The organism is Blautia sp. AF34-10, assembly GCF_003477865.1.
Taxonomy (GTDB): domain Bacteria; phylum Bacillota; class Clostridia; order Lachnospirales; family Lachnospiraceae; genus Fusicatenibacter; species Fusicatenibacter saccharivorans.
In genome coordinates this window covers 21,331-37,126 of record NZ_QUED01000022.1, presented here as the reverse complement: position 1 = coordinate 37,126, position 15,796 = coordinate 21,331, and the positions used below count along the sequence as shown (strand labels likewise).

At 52.8% G+C, this 15,796-nt stretch carries 9 protein-coding genes and 2 pseudogenes; 9 read left to right on the top strand and 2 right to left on the bottom strand.

The annotated features are described in order from the left end of the window. The first annotated feature begins 6 nt into the window (after positions 1–6). Positions 7–3,375 (top strand): LPD28 domain-containing protein, encoded by a 3,369-nt coding sequence (locus DWZ60_RS12980; RefSeq protein WP_119221791.1) that lies wholly within the window; start codon positions 7–9, stop codon positions 3,373–3,375. A gap of 1 nt (position 3,376) precedes the next feature. Then, the gene (locus tag DWZ60_RS12975; RefSeq protein WP_003526257.1) at positions 3,377–3,592 is read left to right on the top strand and encodes a transposon-transfer assisting family protein; all 216 of its coding nucleotides are present in this window, start codon (positions 3,377–3,379) and stop codon (positions 3,590–3,592) included. Between the two features lie 96 nt (positions 3,593–3,688). On the opposite strand, the gene DWZ60_RS12970 is transcribed toward DWZ60_RS12975, so the two are convergent. Further along, complete coding sequence (locus DWZ60_RS12970) at positions 3,689–4,456, bottom strand: hypothetical protein (RefSeq protein WP_118480942.1); 768 nt, start codon at positions 4,454–4,456, stop codon at positions 3,689–3,691. Here DWZ60_RS12970 and DWZ60_RS12965 point away from each other — a divergent pair. From DWZ60_RS12965 to DWZ60_RS12910, 7 genes and pseudogenes are all read left to right on the top strand, one after another. Continuing rightward, positions 4,455–4,799 (top strand): TnpV protein, encoded by a 345-nt coding sequence (locus DWZ60_RS12965; protein WP_425516118.1) that lies wholly within the window; start codon positions 4,455–4,457, stop codon positions 4,797–4,799. The genes DWZ60_RS12970 and DWZ60_RS12965 overlap by 2 nt on opposite strands. Further along, a pseudogene (locus DWZ60_RS20910) lies at positions 4,727–12,446 on the top strand (SNF2-related protein). The gene DWZ60_RS12965 and the pseudogene DWZ60_RS20910 overlap by 73 nt, the downstream one beginning before the upstream one ends. Before the next feature lies 1 nt (position 12,447). Then, complete coding sequence (locus DWZ60_RS12935; RefSeq protein WP_119221781.1) at positions 12,448–13,254, top strand: DUF3848 domain-containing protein; 807 nt, start codon at positions 12,448–12,450, stop codon at positions 13,252–13,254. Further along, positions 13,251–13,595 (top strand): plasmid mobilization protein, encoded by a 345-nt coding sequence (locus DWZ60_RS12930; RefSeq protein ID WP_007045793.1) that lies wholly within the window; start codon positions 13,251–13,253, stop codon positions 13,593–13,595. Before DWZ60_RS12935 ends, DWZ60_RS12930 begins: the two co-directional genes overlap by 4 nt. A 151-nt stretch (positions 13,596–13,746) precedes the next feature. After that, complete coding sequence (locus DWZ60_RS12920; protein ID WP_007045794.1) at positions 13,747–14,049, top strand: hypothetical protein; 303 nt, start codon at positions 13,747–13,749, stop codon at positions 14,047–14,049. Further along, entirely contained in the window at positions 14,046–14,342 is a 297-nt protein-coding gene (locus tag DWZ60_RS12915; RefSeq protein ID WP_119221779.1) for a CD1845 family protein, read from the top strand. Before DWZ60_RS12920 ends, DWZ60_RS12915 begins: the two co-directional genes overlap by 4 nt. Next, positions 14,323–15,140, top strand: a pseudogene (locus DWZ60_RS12910) (relaxase/mobilization nuclease domain-containing protein); the annotation flags it as partial. The gene DWZ60_RS12915 and the pseudogene DWZ60_RS12910, both read left to right, overlap by 20 nt. A 223-nt stretch (positions 15,141–15,363) precedes the next feature. On the opposite strand, the gene DWZ60_RS12900 reads toward DWZ60_RS12910, so the two are convergent. Continuing rightward, complete coding sequence (locus tag DWZ60_RS12900) at positions 15,364–15,720, bottom strand: helix-turn-helix domain-containing protein (RefSeq protein WP_055195339.1); 357 nt, start codon at positions 15,718–15,720, stop codon at positions 15,364–15,366. Positions 15,721–15,796 lie beyond the last annotated feature (76 nt).

Genomic DNA, 15,796 nt, shown 5'->3' with positions numbered 1-15,796 from the left:
AGGCACATGACAGAGAATGTATTTGAAGCAGTCAAGCAGTCGGTCAGCACCAGAGATGCGGCAGCGTTTTATGGGATCGAGGTCAAACGAAATGGCATGGCCTGCTGTCCCTTTCACGATGATAAGAACCCCAGCATGAAGGTAGACCAGCGGTTCCACTGCTTTGGCTGCGGTGAAGATGGGGATGTGATCGACTTTACCGCAAAGCTCTTTGACCTCTCCCCAAAAGAAGCGGCGGAGAAACTGGCACAGGACTTTGGCCTGATCTATGACAGTCAGGCCCCTCCCCGCAGGAGATATGTCCGGCAGAAAACCGAGGCACAAAAGTTTCGGGAGGACCGGCAGCGGTGTTATCGCGTACTGTCCGATTACTACTATCTGCTGAAAAAATGGGAGGCCGACAATTCTCCCCGGACACTGGAGGAAGAACCGCACCCCCGTTTTGTGGAAGCAATCCAGAAAAAAGCCTATGTAGAGTACCTGCTGGACCTTTTTCTGTATGAAAGTGAAGAAGAACAAAGGGCATGGATTGCAGAACACACAGCAGAAATCACACACTTGGAAAGGAGATTGAAAATCATGGCTGAGAACAAACCCACCAACCGAGAGCGGCTAAGGGAAATCACAGATGGCATCGAGCAGGGGATCAAAGAACTGTTTGAGAGTGAAAAGTATATGCGCTATCTGTCCGTCATGTCCCGCTTCCACCGCTATTCGGTAAACAACACCATGCTCATCTATATGCAGAAGCCGGACGCTACATTGGTAGCCGGATACAATAAGTGGAAAGACCAGTTTGAGCGTCATGTAAAAAAGGGCGAGCATGGTATTACCATCATTGCTCCCACACCATATAAGAAGAAAATCGAGGAGCAGAAACTGGACCCGGATACCAAGGCTCCGATTTTGGATAAAGACGGAAAGATCGTCACAGAGGAAAAAGAAATCGAGATCCCCATGTTTCGCCCGGTCAAGGTCTTTGATGTGAGCCAGACCGACGGGAAACCTTTGCCTGAGCTTGCTTCCTCCCTTTCCGGCAATGTGCCAAATTATGAGGCATTCATGGAGGCCCTGCGCCGCAGCGCACCGGTGCCGATTACTTTTGAAGCAATGGCCGCCGATACGGACGGCTATTTTTCTGCCGATCATCAGAAAATTGCCATTCGTCAGGGCATGAGTGAGGTGCAGACGGTTTCGGCCACAGTACACGAGATTGCCCACAGCAAGCTCCACAATCAGAAAAAGATTCAGATTGCCAATGACGAGCAATATCAGGAAATCGAGCTGTTTGATAAATCCGGTCTGTTCTCCAATGGGCGGATTGTCCGTGATAATCTGCCGGAGGGCGTTTATTGCTATGACCTGCGCGGTTCTGACTACGACCCCGGAGAGCCGGTCTGTGTAGAAGAACAAGTGATTGTAAACCATGCAGGTTCCGTTCTGCTGACAGAGCCGCTGGAGCTGGCGGAAGATGGACGCCTGATCCTGACCGAGGAAGAAGGGCTGAATTTTGTTGGCGGCTTTTCTACCCTCACCCAGTTTTTGCAAGAACAGAGGAAAGACCGCCACACGGAGGAAGTGGAGGCTGAAAGCATCTCCTATGCGGTCTGCAAATATTTTGGCATTGAGACCGGAGAAAACAGCTTCGGCTATATTGCAAGCTGGAGTCAGGGCAAGGAACTGAAAGAGCTGAGAGCCAGTTTGGAGACCATCAATAAGACCTCCGGCACTTTGATCTCTGACATTGAGCGCCACTATAAGGAAATCTGCAAAGAGCGTGGAATTGACCCCAATGCAAAGGCAGAGCCAGAAACCGCCCCGATAGAGCAGCCGACCGGCAATCTAACCTACTATGTAGCAGAGTGCATGGAGTTTCCAAACCTCGGAGAATACCACGATAACCTGTCTTTGAAGGAAGCAATCCGCATTTATCAGGAGATTCCGGCAGAACGAATGAACGGGATCAAGGGCATTGGTTTTGAGCTGAAAGATGGAAGCGACTATGAAGGACCGTTTCCGATTTTGACCGGCCAGACCATTGACCTGGACACCATCCAGGCAATCGACTATTACCGCGATAATCCTCTGGTGCAAAAAGCGGTAAAGGAATTGGCTGCGGCAATGCCGGAAATGGAAGTGCTGGGGGCGGACGCCAATCAGCAGGAGGCTTTGTTTCTGATCAACGATACTACCTATCTTCATATCCAGCCTTGTGACAGCGGCTGGGACTACACCCTTTACGATGCTGCATCCATGAAAGAGCTGGATGGTGGTCAGCTGGATATGCCGGAGCTTTCCCGCAAAAATGCAGTTCTCCAGATTTGTGATGACAACAATCTGGACAGCACTTCGCTCAGACACGCTCCTATGTCCATGATTGAGACCTTGCAGGAAGCGGCCTATCAGCAAATGCAGGCAGAGACCAGTCAGATGATTGCTTCTTCCCAGTTGCCGGAGGCACAGGAGCAGGCACTGGATGAATACCCCATGCCTGATGAGCAGGTCTCCACACCGGATATGCAGGAATATGGCTACTCCTATGATGGGATGCTCCCTGTTACCAGAGAACGGGCGCTGGAACTGGATGCCGCCGGGTTGACCGTCTATGTGCTGCATGAGGACAATACGGAGAGCATGGTGTTTGATCCGCAGGAAATCATGGATCATGGCGGTCTTTTCGGTGTGGACCATGAGGAATGGGAGAAAAGCCCTCAGTTCCACGAAAAGGTCATGGAGCGTCAGGAACATCAGCAGGAACGCGAACAGGCATTTCTCTCTCAGAACAGAGATTGCTTTGCCATCTATCAGGTAAGTCGTGACGATCCGCAGAATGTGCGCTTTATGAATCTGGATTGGTTAAAGTCCCATGACATTTCCATAGACCGCAGCAATTATGACCTCATTTACACAGCTCCGCTAAGTGCGTCTGGCACGGTGCCGGAGCAGTTGGAAAAACTCTATCAGCAATTCAATCTGGAAAAGCCCGTGGACTTTCACAGTCCCTCCATGAGTGTCAGCGACATCGTTGCGATCAAGCAGGATGGTAAGGTATCCTGTCATTACTGTGACAGTGTTGGTTTTACCCAGATCCCCGGATTCCTGCCGGAAAATCCGCTGAAAAATGCGGAGATGGACGTGGAGGACGATTACGGCATGATCGACGGTATCATCAACAATGGCGCAAAAGAGCCTACGGTGGCAGAGCTGGAACAGCAGGCCCGCAGCGGTCAGCCCATTTCCCTGATGGATCTGGCTGCCGCTGCCCATCGGGAGGAACGGGAAAAGAAAAAGTCCGTCATGGAGCAGCTGAAAAGCCAGCCCAAGGCAGAACACAAAAAGACAGCACCCAAAAAGAGTGCGGAAAGGGAGATTTGATATGGGAAACTTTACTTTTGAGGAAATGAACCTGATGTGCATTTACAATACCGGCAGCCGCACCGGGCTGATTGACAGTTTGCGTGAGATGCGCGGCGAGCTTTCGCCGGAGGAAACGGAGCTGAGAGAGTTGACCGACAGCGCCCTTACGAAGCTCTGTGCGATGACCGATGAGAAGTTTGCCGAACTGGAGCTGTACCCGGATTTTGACCAGTAAACAACATAACCGCAGGGATGGGGTGGCGATCTGCCACCCCGCCTTTTTACCCCAAAATTGAAAGGAGGACAGAACACTATGCCAACCAAAGCTGAACTATATGCGCAGATGGCGGACAAGGTGGCAACACAGCTCACGGGGAGCTGGCAGGAATGGGCAGGGTTTCTCACTACTGCTTCCCGCCTTTACAAGTACCCGTTCCATGAGCAGCTGATGATCTATGCCCAGCGACCGGACGCCACCGCCTGTGCGGAGTACGATTTGTGGAATGAAAAGATGGGCCGTTATGTAAGGCGCGGTTCCAAGGGAATCGCTCTGGTGGATGATTCCGGGGACAGACCTCGCCTGCGTTATGTCTTTGACATTTCCGACACCGGAACCCGTGAACATTCCCGCACTCCCTGGCTGTGGCAGTTGGAGGAGCGCCATCTGGATTCCGTGCAGACCATGCTGGAGCGCACCTATGATGTTTCCGGTGATGACCTTGCCGGACAGCTCACGGAGGTAGCCGGAAAACTGGCCGAGGAATACTGGACGGAGCATCAGCAGGACTTCTTCTATATCGTTGACGGTTCCTTTTTGGAGGAATATGATGAGTATAACATCGGAGTGCAGTTCAAGGCAGCCGCCACCGTCAGCATCACTTACGCTTTGATGTCCCGCTGTGGACTGGAGCCGGAACGCTACTTCGACCACGAAGATTTCATGGCGATCTTTGATTTCAACACCCCGTCCACCATCGGGGCGCTGGGAACAGCGGTCAGCCAGATCAACCAGCAGGTGCTGCGGCAGATCGGCGTTACCGTCCGAAATGCAGAGCGCGAAGCCAACCAAGAAAGGAGCAAGCAAGATGAACAATCCCATGACCTACATCCAGAACGGAGACTATCAGATTCCCGACCTGAAGCTGAGCCAGCAGCCAGAGAAACCCCTGGGCAAGTACGGCAGGATGAGGAAAACCTACCTGAAAGAACACCGTCCCATCCTCTACAACCAGATGTTGCTGAGCGAGAAGCTGTACCCGCACCTCATCGAGATCGACGAGACCGCCCAGAGCAGATTGGAACAGATGATGCCCCAGCTGGCGAAGGAAGCGGGAGCCACCGAGGAACTGAAAGCCAGCGATCCCATGAAGTGGGTGGGCCTGATGAACACCTGCAAAGCCCAGGCAGAGGAGATCCTGATGGCGGAGCTTATCAACAGCTGACCCTAAACCTGTTCCTCTCCGAAGCGGAGCAGATCCAATCCATAGATGAAGCAGAGAATGTAGCGCATACATCCTCTGCTTTTTCTTTTGCCCAAAATGATATTGACCATGTGCTGCGTTTGGGCGGCAATACAGACCGCCAGAGAGAGCGTGTGGTTGCTGCCTTTGAAAAGCAAAAAACCACCGCTGAGATTGCGAGATACTGAAAACGCTGTACCACGGCGGCAACGGCCTTGGCAGTGTGAGCGCATGGTATGCCGAGGATGGTATCCATCTTTCCCACGGGAAGTCTGTCCGTTATGACAGGTCTGCCCAGGTCATTTCCTGGGAGAGCGCCGCAGAGCGTATCGGGGAGCTTTTGGAGAGCGGCCAGTTTGCCTCCAATGTGGAGCTTGCAGAAGCGGCAGGCTATGAACGCTCCCTCCTTGCAGAAAAGCTCTGGTATCTGTACCACGATTTCAGCGAGGAAGCCAGAGAAGCAGGATATTTGTCTTGCCTGTCAGAAATCAGAGGCAATGGGTTCCCGGAGGAGACCCGCCGCCTGACGGAGCAGTTGAATGACCCGGCTTTCCGCCAGACACTCAAGGAAGAATACGCCGCCTTCTGGACTGCCTATCAGCAGGACCGTGACCTGTTGCGCTTTCATTACCATAGGCCAAGGGAAATCTGGGAGAACCTGAAAGACCTTGACCTGCCCCGCAGGACTTTTTCTTCGGACCTTTCCCAAGTGCCAACCGTCCAGCATTTCATTACAGAGGATGAGATCGACACCGCCATGACCGGCGGCAGCAGTTTTGCCGGAGGAAAAGGCCGTATCTATGCGTTCTTCATGGAAAACCATACGGATAAGGAAAAAGTGAGATTCCTTAAAGACGAGTATGGCATTGGCGGACGCTCTCATGCCCTGTCCGGCGCAACACACAGCGGCGAAGATCACGATGGGAAAGGACTGCACTATAAAAAGCAGGACTGCCCGGATGTTCACTTGAACTGGGAAAAGGTTTCCAAGCGCATTACCTCACTTGTCCAGAAAGGCCGCTATCTTACCGAACAGGAACAAGCGCAGTATGACAAGATCCAGGCTGAAAAGGATCTGGCAGAAGAAGATGCCATTCAAGCCCAGCAGCCGGAGATAGAGGAAGAAACGCCAAAGCCTACCTTCGGGAGCAGTTTGAGCAGTATAAGCCTGTGGTGACTGCCGCCATATCTGAGGATGTGGCATATCGAAATGCCTGCGGTCATTCCGACCGTGAAAATGCTGTCATCGAGGGCAATGCCGCTGTGCGCCGTGCGGTTCTTGGCTCTAAGGATATGGAGCTGATCCGCCTTTATTCTGATGTGCCGGAGTTCCGCCAGCGCCTGCACCGGGAAGTGATCGACGAAACCTATCCAAAGCTCCATGAGCTTCTGCGCCCTCTTTCTCAGGAAGATATTGATACTGCCCTTTGTGCATGGAACGGCAATATCGAGAGTAAACACGCTGTCGTCCGTTATATGAAAGACCATGCAAGAGAGAAGGATACCGCTGCATGGCTGGCTCAGGAATACGGTGGCAGCAACAGCCCGTTCGTTGTCCGTGCCGGAAGCCCGGAGGAAACACAGCTGCCCTGGCCGAAGGTACAGCGCAGGCTTGCCCAGCTGATTCAGGAGGACCGGTTCTATACCGAAGAAGAACAGGATCGTTTTGACAATATCGACCCTATCGCCATCCGGGAAGCCCTGGAGGAAAGAGGGATCGTCAACGGACAGGTGGCAGACCCGGAAAAACTGGACAATGACCCGTTTATCCAACAGGTGATGTCGGATGCCGAGCAGATCGCAGCTGCCGAGACAGAACAGACTTCCGAGGTTTCCATTTCCGATGAGGAATATGATGCAGTTCGCCGCCCGACTCCGCAAAGAACCTCCTATGATCCTGCCGCCCCGGTTTATGCCGTGGGCGATACCGTGTATATCGAGGATGACGCCTATCAGATCACCGAGCTACGGGATGACACCGTGCAGCTTCTGCCTACCGGCATGGTATATCCCATCTATCGGGCAGAGCGCAAAGAACAGTTCGAGCAGCTGCTTCGGGCAGACCGCCGCAATGCTTACTATACCGAGTTTCTTCCCATTGACCCGGACAAGGCAAATCAAGACTTGCGGGATGCATTGTCCCATGGACTGATGGATGAAGCAGATAAAAAACAGGTTTTCACGCTGCTGCAATCCGGCAGGAGCAACAGCGAGATCGCCTACTGGCTGAGTAGAAACTATCCCCGTGAGATCGAGACCCTGAATCTGGAGACCGGCGATATTGCCGATTACCGTACCACGACACAAGGCATGGAGCTGGAAGTCATGGATGCAGAGGAAAAGCGTCTGGCTGTGCTGTATTTCCGCTGGGATGAGGTTGCGCCTTTGCTGCGCGGGATGTATGCCCGTCAGCTGGATGGCTTTGGACAAGAACAGCCCCAACCGTCTGCCGAATCCCCAGCCTTTCATTCCGAGACCGTGGCCGTCTATCCGGGCGATAAGAACCATCTACCTTATGATGTGGTGGTGGAACGGTTGCATATCGAGGAGCCGGAGCCACCAGCCCCTGTGACTGAGCCGGAGAAAACCTTTGAGGAAGTGTTTGATGAACACTCGGTTTCCATTCAGGTCAATGGCCAGTGGCAGACCTTTCCCAATGCCAAAGCTGCCGAGGAAGCATCTTATGAGGAATACAAGGCTAACCTGCGCCGCAATGCAAAAAACTTCCGCATTACCGATGAGCATTTGGGCGAAGGCGGTCCGAAAGCCAAGTTCCAGGCAAATGTCAATGCGATTCGTTTGCTGAAAGAGCTGGAAGCTGCCGGACAGCAGGCAAGCCCCGAACAGCAGGAGGTTCTTTCTCGATATGTGGGCTGGGGCGGTCTCTCTGATGCGTTTGACCCGGAGAAACCGGTATGGGCTTTAGAGTATGCCCAGCTAAAAGAACTGCTGCCCCCGGAGGAATATGCCGCCGCCAGAAGCTCTACCCTCAACGCCCATTACACCAGCCTACGGTCATTCAGGCCATCTATGAAGCGGTGGACCGTATGGGATTTGAGACCGGAAATATTCTGGAGCCGTCTATGGGTGTGGGCAATTTCTTTGGTAAGCTGCCGGAGAAAATGCGAAACAGCCGTCTGTACGGCGTGGAGCTGGACCCTGTTTCCGGGCGCATCGCAAAGCAGCTCTATCCCAAGGCGGACATCACAGTAGGAGGCTTTGAGACCACCGATAGGCGTGACTTCTTTGACCTTGCCATCGGCAATGTGCCGTTCGGTCAGTATCAGGTCAACGACAAAGCCTACAACAAGCTGAATTTCAGTATTCATAACTACTTTTTTGCCAAAGCACTGGATCAGGTGCGTCCCGGCGGCGTGGTAGCTTTTGTGACCTCCCGATATACCATGGACGCCAAGGATTCCACCGTACGCCGCTATCTTGCCCAGCGTGCCGAGCTGCTGGGAGCTATTCGTCTGCCTAATGACACGTTCAAAAAGAATGCCGGTGCCGAGGTGGTATCCGACATCATCTTTCTCCAAAAGCGGGATCGCCCGCTGGACATCGTGCCGGAATGGACCCAGACCGGACAGACGGAGGACGGGTTTGCCATCAACCGGTATTTTATCGACCACCCGGAAATGGTGCTGGGCAGACAGGAGCCGGTAAGCACTGCACATGGTATGGACTACACCGTGAACCCCATCGAGGGACTGGAGCTTTCCGACCAGCTGCATGATGCTGTGAAGTACATTCATGGCACTTATCAGGAGGCAGAGCTGCCGGAGCTGGGCGAGGGCGAAACCATTGACACCTCCATTCCTGCCGACCCAAATGTGAAGAACTATTCCTATGCCATTGTAGACGGACAGGTGTACTACCGGGAAAACAGCCGCATGGTGCGCCCTGACCTCAACGCCACCGCCGAAGCCCGCGTGAAAGGTCTTGTGGGACTGCGTGATTGTGTGCAGGAACTGATCGACCTTCAGATGGATGCAGCGGTTCCAGACAGCACCATTACCCAAAAACAGGCGGAACTGAACCGGCTCTATGACAGCTTTTCTGCCAAATACGGTCTCATCAATGACCGTGCAAACCGCCTGGCCTATGCAGACGATTCTTCCTATTACCTGCTCTGTGCGCTGGAAGTTATTGACGAGGACGGAAAGCTGGAGCGCAAGGCGGATATGTTCACCAAACGGACCATCAAGCCCCATCAGGCAGTGGCTGCTGTGGATACGGCAAGCGAAGCACTGGCGGTGTCCATCTCGGAAAAAGCCTGCGTAGATATGGGCTATATGAGCCAGCTTAGCGGAAAAACAAAAGAAGAACTGGCCGGAGAACTGCAAGGTGTGATCTTCCGTGTACCGGGACAGCTGGAACAGGACGGATCGCCCCATTATGTGACTGCTGATGAATACCTTTCCGGCAATGTACGCCGCAAACTGCGTCAGGCACAGAGGGCGGCACAGCAGGACCCGGTTTATGCAGTCAATGTGGAAGCCCTTACCGCCGCCCAGCCCAAAGACCTGAATGCGTCGGAGATCGAGGTGCGTCTGGGCGCTACCTGGATTGACAAGGAGTACATCCAGCAGTTTATGTACGAGACCTTCAACACCCCGGTTTATCTCCAGCGCAGCATTGAGGTCAACTATTCCTCCTTTACTGCTGAATGGCAGATCAAGGGGAAATCTTCTGTATCCTACAACGATGTGGCAGCTTATACCACCTATGGGACCAGCCGCGCCAATGCTTATAAGATTTTGGAGGACAGCCTGAACCTGCGGGATGTCCGTATCTATGACACCATAGAGGACGCAGACGGAAAAGAGCGCCGCGTGCTGAATGCCAAGGAGACCACTCTGCTGCCCAAAAACAGCAGCTATCCGGGAAGCCTTTAGGGACTGGATCTGGAGAGACCCGGAGCGCCGCCAGACTTTGGTGCGCCAGTATAACGAAGAAATGAACTCTACCCGTCCCCGCGAGTATGATGGCAGCCATATCACTTTTGGCGGCATGAACCCGGCCATTACCCTGCGGGAACACCAAAAAAGCGCTATCGCCCATGTGCTGTATGGCGGAAATACCCTGTTGGCACACGAAGTAGGCGCGGGCAAAACCTTTGAGATGGTGGCCGCTGCGATGGAAGCCAAACGCCTGGCTTGTGCCAGAAATCTCTCTTTGTGGTTCCCAACCACCTGACTGAGCAGTGGGCATCGGAGTTTCTGCGCCTCTATCCTTCCGCCAATATCTTAGTCACCACCAAAAAGGACTTTGAGACCCATAACCGAAAGAAGTTCTGCGCCCGGATCGCCACCGGCGACTATGATGCCATCATCATGGGACACAGCCAGTTTGAGCGTATCCCCATCAGCCGGGAGCGTCAGGAAAGGCTTCTCTATGAGCAGATCGACGAGATCACCGAGGGTATCGCAGAGGTGCAGGCCAGCGGCGGCGAGCGTTTTACCGTCAAGCAGCTGGAGCGTACCAGAAAGTCTCTGGAAGCCAGACTGGAAAAGCTGCAAGCCGAGGGACGAAAAGACGATGTGGTGACTTTTGAGCAGCTGGGTGTGGACCGTTTGTTTGTGGACGAGGCCCACAACTATAAAAACCTGTTTCTATACACAAAAATGCGGAATGTGGCAGGTTTATCCACATCGGACGCGCAGAAATCCTCCGATATGTTTGCCAAGTGCCGCTATATGGATGAGATCACCGGAAACCGTGGCGTGATTTTTGCCACCGGCACCCCGGTCAGCAACTCCATGACCGAGCTTTATACCATGCAGCGTTATCTTCAGTATGAACGCCTGCAAGAACTGAACATGACCCACTTCGACTGCTGGGCTTCCCGATTTGGAGAGACCGTCACAGCATTGGAGCTGGCACCGGAAGGCACCGGCTACCGGGCAAGAACGAGATTCAGCAAGTTCTTTAATCTGCCGGAGCTGATGAACCTGTTCAAAGAAGTGGCGGACATCAAGACCGCCGACCAACTGAACCTGCCCACCCCGGAGGTGGAATACCACAACATCGTGGCGCAGCTACCGAACATCAGCAGGAAATGGTCAAGGCCCTTTCGGAACGCGCATCGCTGGTACACAGCGGAACCGTTGACCCATCCCAGGACAATATGCTCAAGATTACCTCGGATGGCCGCAAGCTGGGGCTGGACCAGAGGATCGTCAACCAGATGCTGCCGGATGAACCTGGCACAAAGGTCAATCAGTGCGTGGACAACATCATGCAGATCTGGCGGGATGGCAAAGCTGACAAGCTGACCCAGCTGGTGTTCTGCGACATTTCTACACCGCAGGCAAAAGCTCCTGCAAGCAAGGCGGCGAAAACGCTGGATAATCCACTGCTTCACGCATTGGAAGGCTCTGTGCCTCTGCCGGAGCAGGAACCGGTCTTTACGGTATATGATGATATTCGTCAGAAACTCATTGCCCAGGGGATGCCTGCCGACCAGATCGCTTTTATCCATGAAGCCAATACCGAAGTGCGAAAAAAGGAGCTGTTCTCTAAAGTCCGTACCGGCCAGGTTCGTGTCCTTTTAGGAAGCACCGCAAAGATGGGCGCAGGCACCAATGTGCAGGACCGTCTGGTGGCACTTCATGACCTGGACTGTCCGTGGAGACCGGGAGACCTTGCCCAGCGCAAGGGCCGTATCGAGCGCCAGGGTAACCAGAATCCTCTTGTCCATGTGTACCGCTATGTGACCGAAGGAACCTTTGACGCATACCTCTGGCAGACGGTGGAGAATAAGCAAAAATTCATCAGTCAGATCATGACTTCTAAATCGCCGGTGCGCTCCTGCGATGATGTGGACGAAACAGCACTTTCCTTTGCCGAGATCAAGGCTCTGTGTGCCGGAGATCCCCGTATCAAGGAGCGTATGGATTTGGATGTGGAGGTATCCCGCCTGAAGCTGATGAAAGCCGACCACCAGAGCAAGCAATATCGTCTGGAGGACCAGCTGCTCAAATACTTCCCGGAGGAGATTGAAAAGCACAAAGGCTTTATCAAGGGCTTTGAATCCGATCTGGAGGTTTTGGCAGCGCACCCGCACCCGGAGGACGGTTTTGCTGGTATGGAAATCCGAGGTGATCTGCTGACCGATAAGGAGAATGCCGGTGCAGCACTTCTGGATGCCTGCAAGGAGGTCAAAACCTCCGATCCGGTGCAGATTGGCAGCTACCGGGCTATGCCATATCCGTGGAATTTTCCGCTTGGAAACAGGAGTATACGCTCCTGCTGAAAGGACAGATGACCCACCGGGCAACCCTTGGTACAGACCCTCGCGGAAATCTTACCCGTATCGACAATGCCCTCGCCCAGATGCCCCAGCGTCTGGAGGCGGCAAAGGCCCAGCTGGATAACCTCTATCAGCAGCAGGCTGCCGCAAAGGAGGAAGTCGGAAAGCCATTCCTTTATGAAGAAGAACTGAGAAGCAAAAACGCCCGTCTGGTGGAGCTGGATACTTTGCTCAACATCGACGGAAAGGGACAGGCGCACGCAGAGGCTGTTGTTGCCAAAAGCACACGGACTTCGGTGTTGGACAGCCTGAAGCGCCCGGTGCCGGCCCGCAGTACAGACAAGAAACCAAAACAGCATGAGGAGGTGCGATAACATGAATACCAACAATCTGAATACAGCCCTTTATGAAAAGATGACTGCTGAACAGGACAAGTTCCGGGACTGGCTGAAAAGCCAGCCCCCGGAAGAAGTCTTAAACCATGCCTATGAGTACACCATCCGCGAGGACATCGTGATGGCAATGGAGGAACTGGAGTTGACCGACACCCAGGCACAGGCACTTTTGGAATCTCCCTCTCCGTTGGCGGATGTGTACCGCTATTTTGAAAAGCTGGAGACCGGCTACATGGATGTGATCCGGGACAGCATTGAGAACCGTGCTGACGATGTGTGCAGAGCCAAAGAGGAACTGCGAACAACACCGGTCTATCCCCATTCTGCTGCCTATGCGTCCGAGCATGGGGAAATGGCACAGTACAACCTCTCATATCAGGCGAACAGCGCCTGTAAAGAAGCCATTGAGCAGACCATCAGCGCCCACTATGCAGAGAATCGGCTGGATACGGAGGCGGCGGTCAAAGATGTGCTGGAAAAGTTCGGGACGGAACGGGTACAGTTTATTCTTGCCAACACCATCCAGCACAAGAACCATGACGGGCGTATCTCTCAGGACAATAAAGCCTGGGCAAAAACTATTCCCATGCTGGAGGACAGCGACGCTTTCCGCCACGGTGCCTATCTGGTGGTAGATCGGGTCAATCCCGGTTTGACCGACCTGTTCACCAGACAGTTCCGAAAAGTCGCTCAAGAACAGCAGAAAAGCTCTGTCCTGCAAAAGCTCAAGCAGGAACCGCCTGCCCGCAAGCCTGTCGCCCCGAAAAAACGGGAGCTGGAGCGATGAGCAGCCCCAAGCGCAAGCGGGATGTGCCGGTTCTGTTTTGGGTATCCGCTGATGAAATGGAGTTGATTCAGCAGAAAATGGCACAGTTTGGGACAAAAAACCTGAGCGCCTATCTGCGGAAAATGGCTGTGGACGGCTATGTGGTGCAGCTGGATTTGCCGGAACTGAAAGAACTGGTATCCCTGCTGCGCCGAAGCAGCAACAACTTGAACCAGCTGACCCGCAAAGTGCATGAGACCGGGCGGGTTTATAATGCTGACTTGGAGGATATATCCCAGCGGCAGGAACAACTGTGGGAGGGTGTGAAGGAAATCCTTACCCAACTCTCCAAACTTTCATAACAGGGATAGATACTCCATTTGCGGAGGGAGGAACGGCGTTTCTTCGCCGCACCTTCCTCCGCTTTTTCTTTTTGTCTGTATCCTTGTCTTTTGCCTGTCCGTACCGGATAATATGAGTAGAATAAGAAGCGTAGCAAAGGAGTGAAAACAGATGCTGACCTTTGAAAAGGTGCTGGAGATTTTTGCGGATTACCTGACCGCAGACGAGACCATAGAAGTTTATATCAGCCGCCATGGATGTGTAAGAGTTGAATTTGACCAAGATTTTCACTATTGCTCTGGCGAGGTGTGCCATACTCCCAAGGAACTGTTCGACCTCTTAGCCGATGATTACCGGACTTATCTGGAGATTGAACTGACCAAAGGAAAACGGGAAGTGACGGAAGATGATGAGAGAGAAGCGGATGCCCTGTGCAAACGGCATCTGGAGCGTTGGAAGGAGGAACAGGAATGAAGATTTTGAAATGTCTGCTGATGATCGTAACTGCACCGGTCGTTTTGGTGTTGACGCTTTTTGTCTGGCTCTGCACGGGGCTGATCTACATATCCGGTCTGGTGCTTGGTCTACTAAGCACAGTAATTGCTCTGCTTGGCGTGGCTGTGCTGATTACCTATTCCCCGCAGAATGGTGTGATTTTGCTGGTTATGGCATTTTTGATTAGCCCGATGGGGCTGCCGCTGGCTGCGATCTGGCTGCTGGGAAAGGTGCAGAGTTTGAAATTTGCGATTATCACAAAGTCCTGCTGACTTTGAAGAACTGCTGAAGCTGTTGCAAGAGTATGGTTGTGAAGTCTCAAAGCGCGGAAAATCGTATCGACTGAAGCTCTCTGGTTGGGAGAAAGCCGCCCGCATGGATAGTCTGGGCGAAGGATATGGATTGGAAGATTTGCGGGCAGTTCTCTTAGGGAAGAAAGCACATACCCCGCGAAAGGAAAGCGTCACACAGGCAGAGCCGCCGAAGGTCAATCTGCTGGTGGACATTCAGGCAAAATTGCAGGCTGGAAAAGGTGCTGGCTATGCTCGATGGGCTAAAGTTTTTAATCTGAAACAAATGGCGCAGACCATGAATTACCTGTCAGAGAACAATCTGCTGGAGTATGCGGTTTTGGAAGAAAAGGCTGCGGCTGCACGGCACATCACAATGATCTTTCGGCGCAGATCAAAGCGGCTGAAAAGCGCATGGCAGAGATCGCTGTTCTGCGTACTCACATCGTAAATTATGCCAAGACCCGTGAGGTCTATGTGGCATACCGCAAGGCGGGTTACTCTAAGAAATTCCGGGAAGAACATGAGGAAGAAATTCTGCTCCACCAGGCTGCTAAGAATGCCTTTGATGAGATGGGAGTCAAGAAGCTTCCCACGGTCAAAGAGTTGCAGACGGAGTACGCGAAATTGCTGGAAGAAAAGAAAAAGACCTATGCCGAGTACCGGCGTTCCCGTGAGGAAATGCGGGAGCTTTTAACGGCAAAGGCAAATGTAGATCGAGTGCTGAAAATGGAGGTAGAACAGGATGTTGAAAAAGAAAAAGACCACGGCCAGCGGTAAGCTGGTCCTGGTCAAAAGCGTTCGCAGAACGCGCAGCCACAGAATGAAATTCTGTGTTCAAAGGGGCTTGGGGGCGCTGCCCTCAACAAGCAAGCGGAGAGGAAAATCACGGAGGGATTTTCTTCTCTGCGGGCCTGTGTGTATTAACACAGGCATTGCTTGCCCCTTTTTACCCGGAAATGAAAGGAGCCAGTGAGGAAACAGTCAAATTTCACTCACCGGCTCAATTCGTTTCAAATTTCTCGGATAGTTCTGTTAGTTCTTTCGCGGTCTCCTGCGTATGGTGCAAGAGGGTTTCACGCATTTCTGACGGACAGCTACAATAAAGCATCTTCATCTGATTGGCTCCCTCATCTTCTGGAGAAACATCTGGATTGATCAGAGAGTCCAGCGAGATCGGAAGCACCTTTGCCAATGCCTTCAAAATCAAATAGGACGGATTTATCTGTCCCTTTTCGATGCTGGCAATCTGCTTGACAGATACATGGCTCAGATCCGCAAGCTCCTGCTGTGTCAGGTCTTTTTTCTTTCGGGCTTCCCGCATTTTTTGCCCTAAGGCAGTCAAATCATCAATCGGCATAATCATTCACCTCAAGTATATTCTATCGTGCCGATTTGCACAAAGGAATAACCTTATTATGCTGGTCGATAGGCTT